This is a genomic window from Geothrix limicola, assembly GCF_030268085.1.
Taxonomy (GTDB): Bacteria; Acidobacteriota; Holophagae; order Holophagales; family Holophagaceae; genus Geothrix; species Geothrix limicola.
The window spans coordinates 1-16,331 of sequence record NZ_BSDE01000005.1 but is presented as its reverse complement, the minus strand read 5'-3'; the positions used below and the strand labels follow the sequence as shown (position 1 = coordinate 16,331).

The 16,331-nt window shown below is 65.4% G+C and carries 20 protein-coding genes; 16 read left to right on the top strand and 4 right to left on the bottom strand.

What is annotated here, in order from left to right; genetic code table 11:
- Nucleotides 1–87: 87 nt before the first annotated feature.
- Together rsmA and QSJ34_RS12725 are read left to right on the top strand one after the other, a co-directional pair.
- Entirely contained in the window at nucleotides 88–897 is an 810-nt protein-coding gene (gene rsmA / locus QSJ34_RS12730; protein WP_285575798.1) for a 16S rRNA (adenine(1518)-N(6)/adenine(1519)-N(6))-dimethyltransferase RsmA, read from the top strand.
- Nucleotides 897–2,609, top strand: a complete 1,713-nt coding sequence (locus tag QSJ34_RS12725; RefSeq protein ID WP_285575796.1) for a ribonuclease J — start codon at nucleotides 897–899, stop codon at nucleotides 2,607–2,609. Before rsmA ends, QSJ34_RS12725 begins: the two co-directional genes overlap by 1 nt.
- On the opposite strand, the gene QSJ34_RS12720 is transcribed toward QSJ34_RS12725, so the two are convergent.
- Genes QSJ34_RS12720 through QSJ34_RS12710 form a run of 3 tightly spaced genes read right to left on the bottom strand, consistent with a single transcriptional unit; the run spans nucleotide 2,606 to nucleotide 4,331 of the window.
- Nucleotides 2,606–3,136 carry a hypothetical protein gene (locus QSJ34_RS12720; RefSeq protein WP_285575794.1) on the bottom strand — a complete coding sequence of 177 codons (531 nt, stop codon included), beginning with the start codon at nucleotides 3,134–3,136 and terminating at the stop codon, nucleotides 2,606–2,608. The two genes, QSJ34_RS12725 and QSJ34_RS12720, sit on opposite strands and share 4 nt — an antisense overlap.
- 26 nt (nucleotides 3,137–3,162) lie before the next feature.
- Entirely contained in the window at nucleotides 3,163–3,687 is a 525-nt protein-coding gene (locus QSJ34_RS12715; protein WP_285575792.1) for a hypothetical protein, read from the bottom strand.
- Complete coding sequence (locus QSJ34_RS12710; RefSeq protein WP_285575790.1) at nucleotides 3,684–4,331, bottom strand: RNA polymerase sigma factor; 648 nt, start codon at nucleotides 4,329–4,331, stop codon at nucleotides 3,684–3,686. The genes QSJ34_RS12715 and QSJ34_RS12710 overlap by 4 nt, the downstream gene beginning before the upstream one ends.
- A 118-nt stretch (nucleotides 4,332–4,449) precedes the next feature.
- On the opposite strand from QSJ34_RS12710, the gene hpt reads away from it, so the two are divergent.
- The 14 genes from hpt to QSJ34_RS12640 all read left to right on the top strand — a co-directional run bounded on the left by hpt (nucleotide 4,450) and on the right by QSJ34_RS12640 (nucleotide 14,672).
- A complete protein-coding gene (gene hpt / locus QSJ34_RS12705) occupies nucleotides 4,450–4,971 on the top strand; it encodes a hypoxanthine phosphoribosyltransferase (RefSeq protein WP_285575788.1) in 522 nt (173 codons plus the stop codon).
- On the top strand, nucleotides 4,968–5,528 hold the full coding sequence (lptE, locus tag QSJ34_RS12700; RefSeq protein WP_285575786.1) for an LPS assembly lipoprotein LptE: 561 nt from the start codon (nucleotides 4,968–4,970) through the stop codon (nucleotides 5,526–5,528). The genes hpt and lptE overlap by 4 nt, the downstream gene beginning before the upstream one ends.
- Nucleotides 5,528–6,550, top strand: a complete 1,023-nt coding sequence (gene holA / locus QSJ34_RS12695) for a DNA polymerase III subunit delta (RefSeq protein WP_285575784.1) — start codon at nucleotides 5,528–5,530, stop codon at nucleotides 6,548–6,550. The genes lptE and holA overlap by 1 nt, the downstream gene beginning before the upstream one ends.
- Before the next feature lie 79 nt (nucleotides 6,551–6,629).
- Nucleotides 6,630–7,610 (top strand): fumarate hydratase, encoded by a 981-nt coding sequence (locus tag QSJ34_RS12690; protein ID WP_285575782.1) that lies wholly within the window; start codon nucleotides 6,630–6,632, stop codon nucleotides 7,608–7,610.
- A gap of 15 nt (nucleotides 7,611–7,625) precedes the next feature.
- Entirely contained in the window at nucleotides 7,626–8,204 is a 579-nt protein-coding gene (locus tag QSJ34_RS12685) for a FumA C-terminus/TtdB family hydratase beta subunit (protein ID WP_285575780.1), read from the top strand.
- Between the two features lie 46 nt (nucleotides 8,205–8,250).
- Nucleotides 8,251–9,081: a peptide chain release factor N(5)-glutamine methyltransferase gene (prmC, locus tag QSJ34_RS12680; protein ID WP_285575778.1), complete on the top strand. Its 831-nt coding sequence runs from the start codon at nucleotides 8,251–8,253 to the stop codon at nucleotides 9,079–9,081.
- 44 nt (nucleotides 9,082–9,125) lie between these two features.
- Nucleotides 9,126–9,797, top strand: a complete 672-nt coding sequence (locus tag QSJ34_RS12675; protein ID WP_285575776.1) for a flagellar basal body L-ring protein FlgH — start codon at nucleotides 9,126–9,128, stop codon at nucleotides 9,795–9,797.
- 9 nt (nucleotides 9,798–9,806) lie between these two features.
- Complete coding sequence (locus QSJ34_RS12670) at nucleotides 9,807–10,916, top strand: flagellar basal body P-ring protein FlgI (RefSeq protein WP_285575774.1); 1,110 nt, start codon at nucleotides 9,807–9,809, stop codon at nucleotides 10,914–10,916.
- A 113-nt stretch (nucleotides 10,917–11,029) separates the two neighbouring features.
- Complete coding sequence (locus tag QSJ34_RS12665) at nucleotides 11,030–11,287, top strand: rod-binding protein (RefSeq protein ID WP_285575772.1); 258 nt, start codon at nucleotides 11,030–11,032, stop codon at nucleotides 11,285–11,287.
- Nucleotides 11,288–11,289: 2 nt separating this feature from the next.
- Entirely contained in the window at nucleotides 11,290–11,592 is a 303-nt protein-coding gene (gene flgM, locus QSJ34_RS12660; RefSeq protein ID WP_285575769.1) for a flagellar biosynthesis anti-sigma factor FlgM, read from the top strand.
- Nucleotides 11,593–11,616: 24 nt separating this feature from the next.
- Entirely contained in the window at nucleotides 11,617–11,934 is a 318-nt protein-coding gene (locus QSJ34_RS12655; RefSeq protein ID WP_285575767.1) for a hypothetical protein, read from the top strand.
- A 32-nt stretch (nucleotides 11,935–11,966) separates the two neighbouring features.
- Complete coding sequence (locus tag QSJ34_RS12650; RefSeq protein ID WP_285575764.1) at nucleotides 11,967–12,263, top strand: hypothetical protein; 297 nt, start codon at nucleotides 11,967–11,969, stop codon at nucleotides 12,261–12,263.
- A gap of 2 nt (nucleotides 12,264–12,265) precedes the next feature.
- A complete protein-coding gene (gene flgK / locus QSJ34_RS12645) occupies nucleotides 12,266–13,747 on the top strand; it encodes a flagellar hook-associated protein FlgK (RefSeq protein ID WP_285575762.1) in 1,482 nt (493 codons plus the stop codon).
- A gap of 19 nt (nucleotides 13,748–13,766) precedes the next feature.
- Complete coding sequence (locus QSJ34_RS12640) at nucleotides 13,767–14,672, top strand: flagellin N-terminal helical domain-containing protein (protein WP_285575761.1); 906 nt, start codon at nucleotides 13,767–13,769, stop codon at nucleotides 14,670–14,672.
- On the opposite strand, the gene trmFO is transcribed toward QSJ34_RS12640, so the two are convergent.
- Nucleotides 14,660–16,006 carry a methylenetetrahydrofolate--tRNA-(uracil(54)-C(5))-methyltransferase (FADH(2)-oxidizing) TrmFO gene (trmFO, locus tag QSJ34_RS12635; protein WP_285575760.1) on the bottom strand — a complete coding sequence of 449 codons (1,347 nt, stop codon included), beginning with the start codon at nucleotides 16,004–16,006 and terminating at the stop codon, nucleotides 14,660–14,662. The two genes, QSJ34_RS12640 and trmFO, sit on opposite strands and share 13 nt — an antisense overlap.
- Between the last annotated feature and the right edge of the window lie 325 nt (nucleotides 16,007–16,331).

The following is a 16,331-nucleotide window of genomic DNA, read 5'->3' as shown; positions in this document are numbered from 1 at the left end:
GGCGGATCCGATCGGGGATCCGCCTGATTGTTTTGAGAGCTGTGCCGGGCAGCCGTCGGGCCTCGGTCGGTCGTGGTACGCTGGAACGTGTCCGATCCTTCCCCCATTGCCCGCCTCCGCCCGAAAAAGGCCTTTGGCCAGAATTTCCTGGTGAACGAGGGGGCCATTGGGACCATCGTCGGATCGGCGCTGGCGTCCGGGGCCTCGCGCATCCTGGAGATCGGGCCGGGGCCGGGGGTGCTGACGGAGCGGCTCCTGGCGGATGGCAGGCCCTTGTGGGCGGTGGATCTGGATCCCGAAGCCTGCGAGTTGCTGCAGGAGCGCTTCGCTGATCGACCTCAGTTCCACCTGTTACAGGGAGATGCCGTGCGGATTCCCCTGCCGGAAGGCGAGGCCTGGTCGGTCATCGGCAACCTGCCCTACAACGCGGCCACGCCCATTCTGGCGCGGCTGCTGACGGAGGGCATCGCCTGGGATCGCATGGTGCTCATGTTCCAGCTGGAAGTGGCTCAGAAGCTCATGGGGGTACCCGGCACCAAGGCCTATGGTCCCCTGTCGGTGCTGGCCCAGCTTTGTGCGCGCCTGACCCGGTTGGTGAAGCTGGGGCCCGGATCCTTTCGCCCCGCGCCCAAGGTGGATTCGGCGGTGGTGCTGTTCGAGCCGCTCAGTCCGTCACCCACCCTGGCCGAACGCCGCGCGTTGTTGACGGTACTCCACCGCTCCTTTTCCCATCGTCGGAAAACCCTCGCGAACAACTGGCAGGGGGTTCTTCCTGCAGATGCCTTGGCTCATGCGGGCCTGGGCCCGGCCCTTCGTGCGGAAGTGATCGCGCCGGCCACCTGGCTGGAAGCCACCCGCCAACTCATCCATCAACACCCGGAGGTGTTCCCATCGTAGTGTCCGTCGCACCCGAATTCGAAGCCTGGACCGAGGCTCCCGCTCCCGACGAATTGCGCCTTATCCCCATCGGCGGGCTCGGCGAGTTCGGCATGAACGCCCTGGTGGTGCACAGCGCCAAGAGCCTCTTCCTGGTGGACTGCGGCCAGCTCTTCCCTTCGGATGATCAGCCGGGCATCGATTCCATCGTTCCCGATTTCGCGTATCTGGAACCCTTTGCGGATCAGCTGCAGGCGGTCCTGCTCACCCACGGACACGAGGATCACATCGGCGCCCTGCCGTATTTCCTGCGGCGCTGGCCGGTGCCGGTCTACGGCACGGCCTTCACGCTGGGCCTGGTGGAAGGCAAGCTGCGGGAGCACGGCCTGGATCCCGAACTGCTGCGCGTCGTGCCGGATTACGGCCGCGTGAAGGTGGGAAATGGCGAGATCGAAGCGGAGTGGATCCCGGTCACCCACAGCATTCCGGATGCCTGCGCCTTGGCCCTGCACACGCCCCAGGGCGTGGTGGTGCATTCCGGCGATTTCAAGCTGGATCCCGAGCCTCTGGATGGCCGCCTGACGGGCCTGGATCGCCTGAGGGCCCTGGGCGACGCGGGCGTGCGTCTGCTCATGGCGGATTCGACCAACGTGGGCCGACCCGGCCGGTCGCCCTCGGAATCCGTGTGCCGGCAGGGCCTGGAAGCCGCGTTCGAGCAGACGAAGGGGCGGCTTTTCGTCACCACCTTTAGCTCGAACATTCACCGCCTTCAGATGCTGGTAGATCTGGCCTATGAATTCCGCCGTCGCGTGGTGTTGCTGGGCCGGAGCCTGGATCGCAACCTGACCTTGGCGCGCTCGCTCAAGCGCCTGGCCCTCCCCGACGACATCCTCATCGAGCCCAAGGACGCCCAGCTCTTCGACAAGGATGAGTTGCTGGTGCTTTGCACGGGAAGCCAGGGCGAGCCCATGAGCGGCCTTGCGCGGCTGCTCCGGCGCGAAGTGAAGGGCCTGCCCATCGAGCCCGGGGATCGCCTGGTGGTGAGCGCCCGCGCCATCCCCGGCAACGAGGTGTCCATCTCCCGCATGCTGGATACGGCCGAAAGGCTGGGCGCGGAGACTTCCCTCGAAGGGCTGGGACCCGTGCATGCGTCGGGTCACGGGAGCCGCGACGAGCTGGCGGATCTGATCCGAGCCGTGCGGCCCAAGCAGATGGTGCCCGTGCATGGCACCTACCGGAACCTGAGGGCCCACGGGGCTCTGGCCGCTTCGCTCGGCTGGACGCCCGAACGGATTTCCCTCCTGGACGGAGGGCTCTGCCTGCGCCTGTTCACAGACGGCCGCGTGGACATGCCGGGCAGCGTGCCCGTGGGCAAATGCTTTGTGCACGAGGGGGTGGACCACATGGTCGATGCCCGCGTGGTGAAGGACCGCCTCATCCTCCAGGAGGATGGCGTCGTGTTCGTGACCCTGCTGGTGGACCCGCAGACGGGCCAGCTCGCCGCACCCCCGAGCATCCTCAGCCGCGGGTTCGTGATGCTGTCCGATGACGAAGCCTACGCGGAGCTGCTGGCGGGTGTGGCCCGCCAGACCTACGAGGACGCGCCGCCCGAGGCCCGCAAGGATGGGGATGCGCTGCGCGACACCCTGCGCCTGGCCTTGCGGAGGATCATCCGGAAGACCACCCAGACCCGGCCCCTGGTGATCCCCGTGATCCTCGACGCGCCGAGTTAGGGGCGTTCCCGACGCTGCTCGCGGATGGCTTCCTGCAGTGATTTCTGGAATTCGTCGACGAGGATGATGAAGCGCCCCTGCTGGGCCGGGGTGAGCGAACTCCGGATGTCATCCTCCAGGTGTCGTCTCGATTCCTGCTGCTGCTGACGAAGGTCTGCAAGCTGCCCCACGAGGGGCGTGATCCGCTTGTTCTTCTCGTCCTCGCTGCCCGGCCCCATGAGCGTCGAGTTCATCTGCTGGCGGAGCTGGTTCATCTGCCGCCGGCGGGCGAAGGACTCCACGTCGAACTGGGACCAGCGGTCCGCGATGGATTTGGCCTTTTCCTCGGAGAGGCCCAGGGACTGCTGGAGCTTGCGGGTGCGGATCTCGTGGAGCTGCGTCACGATGCGGTCCCGGCGGGCCAGGAAGGGGCGCTCCCGCTCCATGGGCATGGGCTCCCGGCGGGGTCGTTCCGGCATGAGACGGCCCTGGGCCGCGCCCAGGGAGAGCGCGGTCAGGCTGAGGAGGAGGGCCGTTCGGAAGGGCATGGGACGTCTCCGGGGGATGCGGAAAATCACGGCGCGACGGCGGGGTGGGCCGCCTGGTTGGCGAGGGTGCGGATGACAGCGTTCGCATCTTCATCGGAAAGGGCTGTCAACTGGGTCACGGCGTCCTCGTTATCGGCATCCTCGTGATCCTGGAATGGGGTTTCCGTCACGAGTTCCTGGGCTTCGGAAGCGGGTTTGAGATTGGCTTCCACCAGGGGCGCCCGGTTGGCCCGGCCGGCCCAGAAACTGCTGGCGCCGACGGCCACCAGCAGCGCAGCGGCCGCGGCCCATGTGAAGGGCCGTAAGCGCTGATGCAGGCGGGGACGGGCGGGAAGCTTGCGCAGCACGCGCTCCGGCAGGCGGTCGTAGTAGCCGGCAGGGGCCAGGGGCTCAGGAGCCTCCTCCTGGGCCAGGTAGGCGACTCGGGCTTCGGAACAGGCGCGGCAGATCTGCATATGGGCCTCGGCCTCGGCGCCGGGGTCGAGGGGGTTCGCCAGCACGGCCTCGGTGATGGCCGCGCAGGTCTCGGGGGTTGGAAGGGGCTGGCTCAAGCTCGGCCTCCTTTCACGTATCGGGTCAGGTTCTGGATCGCATGGAAGATGTGGGCCTTCACGCTGCCCACGGAGGTGCCCATGGCCTGGGCGATCTGCTCGTACTTCCAATCATGCTGGAGCTTCAGCGTCAGGGCCTCCTTCTGCCGCTTGGGCAGCTTGGGGAGGGCTTCGTGGAGCAGGCGCCGGGCCTCCTGATCGAGCAGGGAGGCGATCTGGGTCTCTTCCACCCGGAGCGCGGCATGCTCAAGGGTGCCTTCGGGCCCGTCGAGGCTTTCATGATCCCGGGTCACCCGCTCGCGGTAGTTCAAGGCCTGGCGCGTGGTGATGGTGATGAGCCAGGTGCGGAACGAGGATTCAAACCGGAAGCCGGGCAGGGCGCGGAACACGCGGATGAAGGTCTCCTGAACCACGTCGTCGGCATCCTGGTGGTTCTTCAGGATGGAGAAGGCCTTGCCGTAGACGTCGCGGGAGAAGAGGCGCACGAGGGATCCGAAGGCGTTCTGATCCCCGCGCTGGGCGGCTTCTACCCAGGCAAGCACCTCGGGCGTGTGGTACGGCGAGCCCGGATCGGGGGTCCGGTCGGCGGTCGTTGGGGCCGTCTGGATCATCAAGGGCTCGCAGAAGGTGGCTGTCGCCATCATGTTCGGCTCCGAAGGCGGCGATCAAGCACAATCCGCCCTCAATGGATGGACCCGGCCGGGCTTCCTAGGGTTGAATGGACCAGGCGCAAGTCCGCCATCTTCACCCTCAGGAGTCTTCATGCGAGACCGCGTCACCCCCTTGTTGTCGGAGGCCCAGATCCGCGAGCGGGTCAAGGAGCTGGGGGCCGAACTGACACGGGACTACCAGGGCAAGGATCTGGTGGTCGTGGGGCTGCTCAATGGGGTGTTCCCCTTCTTCGCGGACTTGGTCCGGGCCATGGACCTGGACATCGACGTCAGCTTCATGCAGGTGACCAGCTATGGCGGCGGCATGGAAAGCACGGGAGAAGTCCACATCCTCAAGGATCTCGACCGCAGCATCCAGGGCCGGCACGCCCTGGTGGTGGAAGACATCGTCGACACGGGCCTCACGCTGTTCAAGGTCAGCAACCTGCTGAAGGACCGCGAACCCCTCAGCCTGAAGATCTGCACCCTGCTCGATAAACCCAGCCGCCGCAAGGTCGAAGTCCCCGTGGATTACGTCGGCTTCACCATCGAGGATCATTTCGTCGTCGGCTATGGCCTGGATCTCGATGGCAAGCTCCGCAACCTGCCCTACGTGGGCGTGTACCACCCGTGAAGCGTTCATCTGCCGGAGGGGCCCTCCTCCTGTCCTGGCTTCTGCTTTCCTCCGGCTGCGGGTACCACCGCCTGGACCGGCAACAGCGGTCGGCGGCCTGGGCCAAGCAGGGCGAGACCATCCGCCTGGCCAGGTTCCGCAACCTGACGCCGCGACTGGGGCTGGAGGACCGCTTCACCAAGGCTCTGGAGAACCGCGTGGTGGCGGCGAGTCCGTGGCGACTGGTGGCCCAGGGGGAACCCTCGCGCTGGGTGCTCCAGGGAACGCTGGAAGAATACCGATCCCGCCCCATCGGCCTCTCCCTGGGCAACGACAAGAACCGGGCCAGCGCGGGCACGGCTTCCCGCGTGGAGGTGGTGGTGGTGGCCAGCGTGGAGCTGCTGGATGGGCAGACCGGCGTGTCCGTGCTGTCCCGCCGCGGCCTGACCTTCTCGAACCAGTACCGGGTGGATCAGAACTTCGCCAGCTTCGACAGCCGCGAGCTCCAGGTGCTCGAAAACCTGGCCGACGATTTCGCCGAAAGCTTCCTCACGCAGCTTCTGGAAGGCGTGGACTGATGGCCGCGCCCGCCGCCTGGCTGAACCAGTCCTTCGCCCTGGTGCATGGCGAGGACAGTGATGGGCGCCGCGAGGCGGTCGAAGCCTGGAAGCGCAAGCACGTGGATCCCGAGTGGGCCGATTTCTCGCTCACGATCTGTTCGGAGGGCTGCCCCTGGCCCGAGGTCATGGCGGCGCTGCAGGAAGCCGCGCCTCTTGGGGTGGATGCCCGCACGGTGCTCGTGCCCGCGGCCGACAACCTGTTCACCCGAGCCAAGGAATTGCCGGCTTCGGTGAAAGCGGTGCTGGAGAAGCCCCCGGCCGGCGTGAACCTGCTGCTGGTGGCCTGGAACACCCTTCCGGCGGCGCCCGGGAAAGCGCTGGGGGCAAAGCCCTGGACCGACTGGACCAAGGCAGGTCGCATCCTGAAGGTGGGCGCCCTGGACGCCCTGGAGATCCCGGCCTTCATCGAAACCGAGGCGAAGCGACTCGGATTGGTGCTTCAAGGCGCCGCCTCCAGCCTGCTGGCCCAGCGTCAGGGTGGAAACCCCGGGCTCATCAAGCGGGCCCTGGAGGTGCTGGATCTGCTGGCGGAAGACCGGCGGGTGAACGAAGCCATGGTCGATCAGGTGACCTTCCGTCTGGCCGAGCAGAAGGCCTTCGCCTGGTCCGGCGCCTGGCAGAAGGGGGATGCCGCAGGGGCCCTGAAGGCGTTGCGCACCGCGCTGGAAGACGGGGACGAACCGCTGATGATGCTGGGCCAGGTCCGACGGGAAGTGGACCGCCTGCTGAGGCTGGTCGAGGCCGAGGCCGCCGGGCTCAAGGGGGGCGAGATCCTCGGCGCACTGGGGCTTTCGCCCAAACAGGCCTTTCTCCTGGACGGCTACCGAGGCGCCCTGGCCAAGCTCAAGCCCCGCGGCGTGAAAGCCCTGCTGTCCCGGGTCAACCAATGCGAGAAGGACCTGAAGGGGATGGCCCTGTCCCGCAGCGAGGCGCCGCTGCTGGACCTCACCCTCGCCCTTTGCCGGGCCTGGGGACGCTGAAGCCCGACGAAGCGGACATTGATCACTTGAGCATGAGCTTCGCCGGGCGGATCATGAAGGCTTGATTTCCGGAGGGCCCATGTCTGAATGCGTCATTCCCACCCTCACCTCGAGCGAGGTGGTGCAATCAAAATCCGTACTGCCCGCCGGATGGAAGGCCGATCTGTCGAACCTGAAGGGGCTGGACCTCACCCAGGCCGTCCTGGAGCTGCTTCGCCGCACCACCAGCCGCCTGCCTCAGGACGTGATCGATGCCCTGGTGAAGGGCCGCGATGCGGAAGAAGAGGGCAGTCGCGCCTTCAACACCCTGAATGACATGGTGAAGAACATCCTGCTGGCGGACGGCCACGTGACGCCGCTCTGCCAGGACACGGGCACGGTGATCTTCTGGGTGCGCCATCCCTACGGCCTGAGCCAGGTGGCGGTGAAGAAGCAGATCCGCGAAGCCGTGAAGCTGGCCACGCAGAATGTCTACCTGAGGCCGAACTGCGTGGAGGCCCTCAGCGGCAAGAACTCGGGCAACAACATGGATCCCTTCCACGAGGGCCATCCCGTCGTGCACTTCGAGGAGTGGGACAAGCCCGGCATCGAAGTGGCCGTCATGCTCAAGGGCGGCGGCTGCGAGAACGTGGGCGCCCAGTACCGCCTGCCGGACGCCGCCCTCGGCGCGGGCCGCGACCTCAAGGGGGTCCGCAAGTGCGTCATCGATGCCGTCGTGAAGGCCCAGGGCCAGGGCTGCAGCCCGGGCATCCTCGGCGTCGCCATCGGCGGCGACCGCGTCACCAGCTATGAGAAGAGCAAGGAGGTCATCCTGCGCAAGCTGGGGTCGAAGAACCCGGTGCCGGCCATGGACGCCTTCGAAAAGGAGATGGTCAGCGATCTGAACACCCTGGGCATCGGCCCCATGGGCTACGGCGGCAACACCACGGTGCTGGGGGTGCTCGCCGAGGAGATGTTCCGCCATCCGGCCAGCTTCTACGTGAGCATCAGCTACATGTGCTGGAGCAGCCGCCGCCTGGTGATGAAGATCGACGCCAACGGCGAAGTGTCCTTCGATTGATTTGACGAGGCTCCCATGATCCGTCTCACCACCCCCATCACCGAAGACCAGATCCGCCAGCTCAAGGTTGGGGACGAAGTGCTGCTCAATGGCCGCGTCGTCCTCAGCCGCGACATGGGCCACAAGTTCATGAAAGAGCAGAAGCCCGAGTGGCTGAAGCCCATCCTCGAGAACATGGTCATCTACCATTGCGGCCCCGTCGTGAAGAAGCACGAGGACGGCCACTATTCCTTCGTGGCCGCGGGCCCCACCACCTCCATCCGCGAAGAGCCCTATCAGGCAGACGTTATCGACACCTACAAGGTGCGCGGCGTGATCGGCAAGGGCGGCATGGGCAAGAAGACCAGCGAGGGCCTGCAGAAGACCGGCGCCGTCTACCTCCACGCCACGGGCGGCGCGGGCAGCCTCCTGGCCGAGCGCGTGAAGCGCGTGGTCGACGTGAAGATGCTCGAAGAATTCGGCAGCCCCGAGGCCTTCTGGATCATCGAGGTGGAGGACTTCCCCCTCGTGGTCACCATGGACAGCCACGGCGGCAGCTTGCATGAGCTCGTCGCCCAGCAGAGCCAGGAGCGGGCCAAGGCCTTGATGGCCTGAAAAAGCAGGCGTTTTGGATTTAACCCTCCCGCGATAGGCTGGAGGGATGGGCCAGACGTACCTTCAACTCCGCCTCGACCTTGCTGCCGCCCTGGCCGTGTTCCTGGACCCCGAAGAGGCCCATGCAGAATGCATCCGGTGGTTCGAGGAGGGGTTGGACCTTTCTCGAAGCTGGATCGCGGCCCACGGAACAGAAGAAGTTCCGCCCGAGGTCCGGCGGCGCGTCAGTGGCTGGGTTCGGCGTCGCCGCAAGGGCGAACCCTGGGCCTACATCCTGGGCTGGAGCCTCTTCCGGAACCACCGCTTCAAAGTCACGCCCGCCACGCTGATTCCGCGTCCCGAGACCGAGCTGCTGGTGGAGGCGGCCCTGGACGTGGGCCGGCGCCTGAAGGTGGATCGTTGCGTGGATGTGGGTACGGGCAGCGGCATCATCGGCATCTGTCTGGCGCTGGAGACCGACTGGCAAGTGACCGCCTCGGATCAAAGCGCCAGGGCCCTGAAGGTCGCCAAGGAAAACGCGCAGAGCCTGGGGGCCTCCCTGCGGTTCTTTGAGGGAAACCTCCTGGATCCCATTCCGGATCCGACGGGACTGGTGGTGGCCAACCTGCCCTATGTGGATCCGGCGGATCAGCCGACCCTGCAACGGGAGCTGGGCTTCGAACCCGCCTCGGCCCTTTTCGCGCCGGATCGGGGTTTGGCCCTCTCTGAGGCCCTCCTTCGGCAGGCCAAGCAAAGGCAGGCCCCAGCCTGTCTGCTGGAAATCGGGGCAGGCCAGGGGGGCGAGTTGTGCCGGCGCGCCATGGGTATCGGATGGGCTAAAGCTATGATTCATCAGGATTTTGCCGGTCATGATCGCCTGCTGGTGGCCCTGGCCTGAGGGATTGGCATCGTCCTCGCCCTGAAAGGGCTTGGAGGTGCCTCATGCGGAAAATGCTGCCCATCATCCTGCTGCTCGCGGGATTCGGTTGCTCCCTTCCCAAGCGCCACGATGCCAACCTGGCCAAGAAACCCGCCATTCCCTATGTGGAAGAGGCCCCGCCCATGCAGGCGCTGAACGAGGGCAGCCTCTGGCGGGATCGGCCGGTGATCGCCGACCTGCGTGCGTACAGGGTGAATGATCTAGTGACCCTGAAGATCAGCGAAAGCACCAATGCCATCACCAAGGCCGATGTCGCGACGAACCGGGCTGGCAGCAACAAATTGAGCAGCCCCACCCTCTTCGGGGCACTCGCCGGATTCGGGATCGGCAGCAGCACCTCGGATAAATCCACTGCCACCACCAACAAGTACGCGGGCACCGGGACCACGGGGCGCAGCGCCACGTTCACAACGACCGTGACCGCGCGGGTGGTGAAGGTGGTGGGCAACGGCAACCTCATCTTCGAAGGTTTCCGCGACATCCAGCTGAACAATGAAACCCAGCGGCTCTACGTGGCCGGCATGCTGGATCCGCACATGCTCGACGCCACCAACACCATCACCTCTGGTCAGGTGGCTGAGTTGCGCGTCGGGTACGGCGGTCAGGGTGTGGTGGACGAAACGTTGAAGCCGGGCTACATCAGCCGGCTCCTGGCCTACATCTGGCCCTTCTAGGAGGTTTCCATGCGAGTCGCTGCGCTCTTTCTGGCGGCCCTGGCCCTCTGCGGGGCCGAGACTGCCAAGGTCGAAAAGAAGGTCGAATCCAAGCTTCGGGACGTGGCCCGGCTTCAGGGCGTGCGGGGCAACCAGCTGCTTGGATACGGGGTGGTGGTGGGCTTGGATGGGACCGGCGACAAGGATCAGACCAAGTTCACGGTCCAGTCGCTCACGAACCTCATGTCGCGTCAGGGCCTGACGGTCAACCCCGTCCAGGTGAAGGTGAAGAACGTGGCGGCCGTCATGGTAACGGCCGAGCTGCCGCCCTTCTCCCGGGCGGGCTCGCGTTTGGACGTGACGGTGTCGAGCACGGGCGACGCGAAATCTCTGGCGGGTGGGACGCTCCTGATGACTGCCTTGCAGGGCCCCGATGGCCTGACCTATGCGGTGGCCCAGGGGCCGCTGCTGGTCGGGGGATTCAGCGCGTCGGCAGGGGGTGCCTCGGTGGTCAAGAACCATCCCACCGTGGGGCGCGTGCCGGACGGAGGCATCATCGAGCGCGAGGTGGGCGGTGATTTCAACGGCCGTGCGACCCTGCGCTACAGCCTGGTGGAGGAGGATTTCACCACCGCCGTCCGCGTGGTGCATGCCATCAATGAGGAACTGGGCGAAAAGGTGGCGCATCCCCTGGATGCCCGCACCGTGGAACTGAAGATCCCCAAGGAGTTCGAGGGAAGGGCTGTCGAACTGGTGGCGCGGCTGGAGAACCTGAACGTGCAGCTGCAACCTCGTGCCCGGGTGGTGGTGAATGAGAAGACAGGGACCGTCATCCTCGGCTCGGATGTCCGTATCGGCGCCGTGAGCATCGTCCAGGGAGGGTTGAGCATCATGGTGAGTTCCACGCCCCTCGTGAGTCAGCCGGCTCCCTTGAGTCAGGGCAAGACGGTTACTGCGACGAAGAAGGATGTCACCGCGGTCGAGGAGAAGCCCAAGACCGTGACGGTCGAGCCGGGAGTCAGCGTGGGCAAATTGGCCGAACTGCTGAACGGCATGGGCGTCAGTCCCCGCGACCTGGTGGCCATCCTCCAGGCCATCAAGGAAGCCGGCGCCCTTCAGGCCGACCTGAGGGTCCTGTGATCGCCCAGGGCCTTCCCGCCGTCGACCCCCTGGCCCAGGCCCAGGGGGCGAAGGCTCTGCCGGATGCCAACGAAAAAACCGAGAAAGCCGCTCGCCAATTCGAAGGCCTTTTGATGGGGCTGCTCTTCCAGACCATGCGCAAGACCATTCAGCCTTCGGGATTGTTTGGTGATTCGGGCCAATCCCGCTCCACCTATGAATACCTGATGGACCAGGCCGTGGTCGATCGTGCCGTCTCGTCCGGCCACGGATGGGGTCTGGCGGACCGCCTGAAGGCCTCCTGGGCTCAGTCTGAGGCCGCGGCTGTGAAAAAGAACCTCCAGGGTGTTGAAGGTTCTTGGCAAACTGCCGATAGGACTTTGTCGAGGTGAATATGCGCGTGAGCGGTAAAACGAGTGGTGTCGGCAGCACCCAGAGCGCGACGGGACCCAAAACGTCCTCCACGCCTGCGTCGGCTCCAGTCGCTTCGGCTTCCGCGTCGGATGCGGTCCAGGTTTCTTCCGCGGCACGGCTCGTGGCCGTAGCCCAGGAGGCTCTGGCCGTGGTGCCGGACATCCGGATGGAGAAGGTCGAAGCCATCAAGAACCGTCTGGATGCCGATTCCTACAACCCCGACGGAGAGGCCGTGGCCGAAGGGCTCATCAAGGAACACATGGCGCAGGGACGCCATTCCTAGCCCCCAGGCCCTCGTGGTGAGGGCATGATCAGTCCCCTGGGACAACGCCAGATACTCCAGACCGCCGCCGTCGAGACGGTGAGGCAGGCCATGGAGGGCGGGGCCCAGGTGCAGCGGGAACAGGCCCGTCGGCAGGCTTTCGATGCCCGGCTGGCGGAGGCCATGCACGATGTGTCGGATGTGTCTGAAACCGAGGGTCTGAAGCTGCCCGAACAGGGCAATCAGGAACAAGCCGAGCAGCAGCGACGACATGGGACCGGAGCTTCGGAGGACCTTCCCGGGGAAGAGTCGGAGGAGACCTCGGCAGACGGTGCCCGGATGCACCTGGACCTCTTGGCCTGAGGCTTGCCCAGGAACCCGGGAGGAGGTCTTCCATGCTGCATGCCGTGCCCGAACTCTTGGATGCGCTCGAGGAAAAGCTGATCGAAGGCGAAGATCCTTCGGCCCTGCTCTCCAGCATCCGGTGGTCGGAGCTGGTCTGGTGGCCCGAGGACCTGAAGAGCGCCCTGGTGCTGAAACAGCGCATTGCCTCGATCCAGACGCTGCTCATCGGCCTTCAATCCCCGCTGCGCGCGACCCTCGCTGGCCTATCCGGATCGCCTTCCTATGGCAGGGGAGGGCTCCAGGCCGAGGCTCCGGCGCTCGCGCCCCGCCTGCAGGAAAAGGTGTAGCCATGCCCGGACTCAACGCAAGCCTCTACATCGGACTCTCGGGCCTGCAGGCGCAGCAGGCGGCCCTCGGGGTGGTGGGCCACAACATTGCGAACGTGAATACGCCCGGCTACACGCGGCAACGCGCCGATTTGATCGCCAACCAGGCCCAGCCCCAGGGGCAGATCTACTTCGGGACCGGCGTCTCGTTGAACAGCGTCCAAGGCGTCCGGGACAAATTCCTGGACCTGCAGATCTACCGCGAATCGGCCCGCCAGGCGGGGGCCGAGGAGCGCTATTCAGGGGTCAACGCGATCGCGAATGTCGTGGGAGACACGAGCGACACGGGCATCGCGGCCCAGATCCAGTCCTTCTTTCAGAGCTTCCAATCCCTGGCTGCCCAGCCGGAGAGCGCCGCCCTCCGGACCAACGTGGTGGGGAAGGCCCAGGCGATGATCACGGGACTCCAGTCCCAGTACCGGCTGCTGGATGATCAGCGGAACAGCGCCGATCAGGCCGTGGGCAGCCTGGTGACCCAGGTGAACAACCTGACATCCCAGATCGCCGAGCTGAATCAGCAGATCACCACCGAAAGCGACCCGGGAGCCAACAACGACGCCCGCGACCAGCGGAAGGCCCTGACCGATCAGCTCGCCGGATTGGTGGGCATCAGTGTGTTCGAAGGCTCCAAGGGCGAGTACCAGATCACCCTGGACACGGGCGCCGGGGTGCTTGTCAGCGGCAGCAGCGCCTACAAGTTGCAGACCTCTCCCGGTGGGGCGGCGCTGGATAACCACCTCGCCGTGCAATCGGTCATGGGCGGCACGGTGGTGGATGTGACCGCCGGCATCAAGGATGGGCAACTGGGCGGCAAGCTGGACCTGCGGGACAACATCCTCGCGGGGTTCCAGCGGCAGCTGGATCAGATCGCCGCCGGCGTCGCCAGGCAGGTGAACCAGTTGCACCGGACGGGATTCGCGGCTGACGGCGTGACCACGGGCAATGATTTCTTCCAGAGCGGCGTGGCGAATGGTGGCACGGGCCTTCCCACCACTGTCTCGGCGGCGACCTTCTACAAGGGCATGGTGAACGCGCTCTCGGTCAATGCGGCCATCGTGGGCAATCCCTCTCTCATTGCGGCCGCCGGTGTGGCCGGGGCCCAGGGCGACAACGCCCGGGCCAATGCCATCGGCAACCTGCAGACGGCGACGAGCACGGTGGATACGAACGGGGATGGAATCACCGATGCGGGGCCCTTCAGCAGCGTGGTGGGCAGCCTCGTCAGCGACGTCGGCACCCAGTCCCAGTCTTACCACACCCAAAGCACCACCCAACAGAACCTGGTCACGGCGCTGCAGAACCAGCGGGACAGCATCTCCGGCGTGGATCTGAACGAGGAGGCGGCCAACATGATGAACCTCCAGCGCGGTTACCAGGCCTCCGCGCGCTTTCTCAGCGTGATCAACCAGCTCACCGAACAGCTGGTGACCCAGTTCGGTCAATGAGCCTGAAGGCAGGTGATACATGTCTCTGAGAACCCCCAGCACCACCCAGACCCGACAGACCCTTCTGGATCTGGAGCGGACCCAGGCACGGCTGGTTCAGAACCAGACCCGCATTGCGACGGGAAACCGTCTCACGAGCCCGGGTGATGATCCCGCCGCCGCGGCCTCGATCCTCGATCTCGGGACATCCATGAAATCGAATACCCAGTTCGTCAAGCAGGGCGATGCGGCGATGGGATTCCTGACGACCTCCGAGGACGTCGTGTCTTCGGCCATCAACGATGTGGAACGGCTGCAGGAGCTGGCTGTGACGGTCAGCTCTGCGTCGGCCCCGGAGATCGATGCGATCCGGACCAGCCTGCTGGGTCTGGCGAACACCCAGGTCCAGGGGAAGTACATCTTCGCGGGCACTCAGACGCTTGGGACGGCCGCCCATCCCCTCCCCTTCGAGGATGCGGCGCCGCCGGCTGGCCCCATCAACTACTGGGGGAACTCCGGCACCGTCAACCTGTCTGTGACGGCCACGACGACCATTGCGACCAACATCCCTGGCGACACGGTGTTCTTCGGCGCGGGAGGCCAGGGCTCGACCACGGACCTTTTCAAGGCGGTCACGGATCTCCGGGATGGCATGGCCACCAATAATGCTGCTCTCGTCGCCACTGCCACCACGAACCTGCAGAACAGCCTGAACAACCTGCTCAAGGTTCAGACCGACCTCGGCGGCCGGCAGTCGCAGCTGATCAACCTCAAGGACACCCTGACCGGGTTCAACGTGAACCTGCAGGACCTGCAGAACAACCTGCAGGATACGGATTTTGCGAAGGCTGCCACCGAGTACTCGACGGACCAGACGATCCAATCGGCCACGCTGAACGTGTTGGCAAAGGCCAACAAGACGAGCCTCTTCGATTACATGGCCTGATCGGCCGTCCCCAAGAAGGACTCAAGGGCGGCCAGCGCGCGCTTCCGGTGGGCCTCGCCTTTGGCCACTTTGACTGCACGCAGGCCACCGGCCCGCTTCAGGCCCCGGACATCCACCTCACCTTCGGGCAGGGGCGGGAGGAGCCCGAGCATGGCGTTGGTGGGGCCGAAATCCTTGGCGGAGGCGTTGGCCAGGTAGTGGAGGAGGCTGCCCAGGACGGTTTCGGGAGGGAAGGGAAGCGGCGCCAGTCCGCGAGCGGCGCGGTCCACCGCGAAGGCCGCCGCCAGGCCGCCCGCGGCGGATTCGAGATAGCCTTCCACGCCAGAGAGCTGGCCCGCGACCCAAAGCTGCGGGGTAGATTTGACATTCAATGTCGCATTCAGAATGGACGGAGCCTGGATGTAGGTGTTCCGGTGGATGCTTCCGAACCGCGCGTATTCAGCCTGTGCGAGGCCCGGGATGAGGTTGAAGACCTCCCTCTGGGCGCCCCACTTGAGGCGGGTCTGGAAGCCCACGAGGTTGAAATGTTCACCTGCCAGGGTGTCCTGGCGCAGCTGCACGACCGCGTGCGGCCACCGACCCGTTCGAGGATCATCCAGTCCCACGGGCTTCATGGGGCCGTGCCTCAGGGTTTCCCGTCCCCGGTCGGCCATGACCTCGATGGGCAGGCAGGCCTCGAAATAAGGCGTGTCCACTTCATGCAGGGGCACCCGTTCTGCCGCGATGAGCGCGTCCAGAAACCGCTCGTACTGGGTCTTGTCGAGCGGGCAGTTGATGAAGTCGGGGCCTCCCTTGTCATAGCGGGCGGCCATCCAGGCGATATCCATGTCAATGCTGTCGCGTTCGACGATGGGCGCGATGGCGTCGTAGAAGTGCAGCTGCCCGCAGCCTGTGGTCGAGGCCAGCCAGGCCGCAAGGGGTTCGGAGGTGAGCGGACCCGTGGCGAGAATGGTCTGGGATGAAAGGTCCAGTTCGGTCACCTGGGCTTCTTGCCATCGGATGCCCGGATGGCCCTTGAGGGTTCGGGTCACCAGCTCAGAGAAGGCGTTCCGATCGACGGCAAGGCTGTTGCCCGCAGGCACCCGAGTGGCTTCGGCGCAGTGGAGGATCAGCGAGTCCATCCGTTTCATTTCGGCCTTCAGGATGCCGGTGGCAGAGGCAGGATCGTCGCTCTTGAAGGAGTTCGAGCACACCATCTCGGCGGCCTGGTCCGTGGTGTGCGCCGGGGTGGTCCAGCGCGGGCGCATTTCAGTGAGGAGCACTTCATGGCCCCGTGAAGCCAATTGCCATGCGGCTTCCGAACCAGCCAGTCCCGCCCCGACGATGTGGATCACAGGCTTTCTCCTTGTGGAGGGATATCCTACGGCAAGGATCCAAGCCAGGAATGAGAAGGGTTTTTGGGTGACTGTGGGCCGGCGGTCCAGAGATGAGTGCCTCGCGAAGCCCAGTCCGGCCCTGGGACTCATTCCCCGAGGAATCCCTGATTTGCTTGGCTTTTTCGAGGCGAGCCTCGTAGACGTAGCAGGGCCGCGGAAATTTTCTCTTGCACTTTAGGATGAGGGTGATAGTCTGAATGTCTGCGCGGTTGAGGCTGCGAGGTGTCAGGAAGGGCTGAGAGGCCGTTCTGGGCCATGCTGAGGAGCATGGGGGCGTCTTTGA

What these genes read in the sequence shown, in the direction of transcription:
- QSJ34_RS12720 (WP_285575794.1), bottom strand. Translation starts at nt 3,136, where the DNA reads ATGCCCTTCCGAACGGCCCTCCTCCTCAGCCTGACCGCGCTCTCCCTG.
- QSJ34_RS12710 (WP_285575790.1), bottom strand. Translation starts at nt 4,331, where the DNA reads ATGATGGCGACAGCCACCTTCTGCGAGCCCTTGATGATCCAGACGGCC.
- hpt (WP_285575788.1), top strand. Translation starts at nt 4,450, where the DNA reads ATGCGAGACCGCGTCACCCCCTTGTTGTCGGAGGCCCAGATCCGCGAG.
- holA (WP_285575784.1), top strand. Translation starts at nt 5,528, where the DNA reads ATGGCCGCGCCCGCCGCCTGGCTGAACCAGTCCTTCGCCCTGGTGCAT.
- QSJ34_RS12690 (WP_285575782.1), top strand. Translation starts at nt 6,630, where the DNA reads ATGTCTGAATGCGTCATTCCCACCCTCACCTCGAGCGAGGTGGTGCAA.
- QSJ34_RS12685 (WP_285575780.1), top strand. Translation starts at nt 7,626, where the DNA reads ATGATCCGTCTCACCACCCCCATCACCGAAGACCAGATCCGCCAGCTC.
- prmC (WP_285575778.1), top strand. Translation starts at nt 8,251, where the DNA reads ATGGGCCAGACGTACCTTCAACTCCGCCTCGACCTTGCTGCCGCCCTG.
- QSJ34_RS12675 (WP_285575776.1), top strand. Translation starts at nt 9,126, where the DNA reads ATGCGGAAAATGCTGCCCATCATCCTGCTGCTCGCGGGATTCGGTTGC.
- QSJ34_RS12670 (WP_285575774.1), top strand. Translation starts at nt 9,807, where the DNA reads ATGCGAGTCGCTGCGCTCTTTCTGGCGGCCCTGGCCCTCTGCGGGGCC.
- QSJ34_RS12665 (WP_285575772.1), top strand. Translation starts at nt 11,030, where the DNA reads ATGGGGCTGCTCTTCCAGACCATGCGCAAGACCATTCAGCCTTCGGGA.
- flgM (WP_285575769.1), top strand. Translation starts at nt 11,290, where the DNA reads ATGCGCGTGAGCGGTAAAACGAGTGGTGTCGGCAGCACCCAGAGCGCG.
- QSJ34_RS12655 (WP_285575767.1), top strand. Translation starts at nt 11,617, where the DNA reads ATGATCAGTCCCCTGGGACAACGCCAGATACTCCAGACCGCCGCCGTC.
- QSJ34_RS12650 (WP_285575764.1), top strand. Translation starts at nt 11,967, where the DNA reads ATGCTGCATGCCGTGCCCGAACTCTTGGATGCGCTCGAGGAAAAGCTG.
- flgK (WP_285575762.1), top strand. Translation starts at nt 12,266, where the DNA reads ATGCCCGGACTCAACGCAAGCCTCTACATCGGACTCTCGGGCCTGCAG.
- QSJ34_RS12640 (WP_285575761.1), top strand. Translation starts at nt 13,767, where the DNA reads ATGTCTCTGAGAACCCCCAGCACCACCCAGACCCGACAGACCCTTCTG.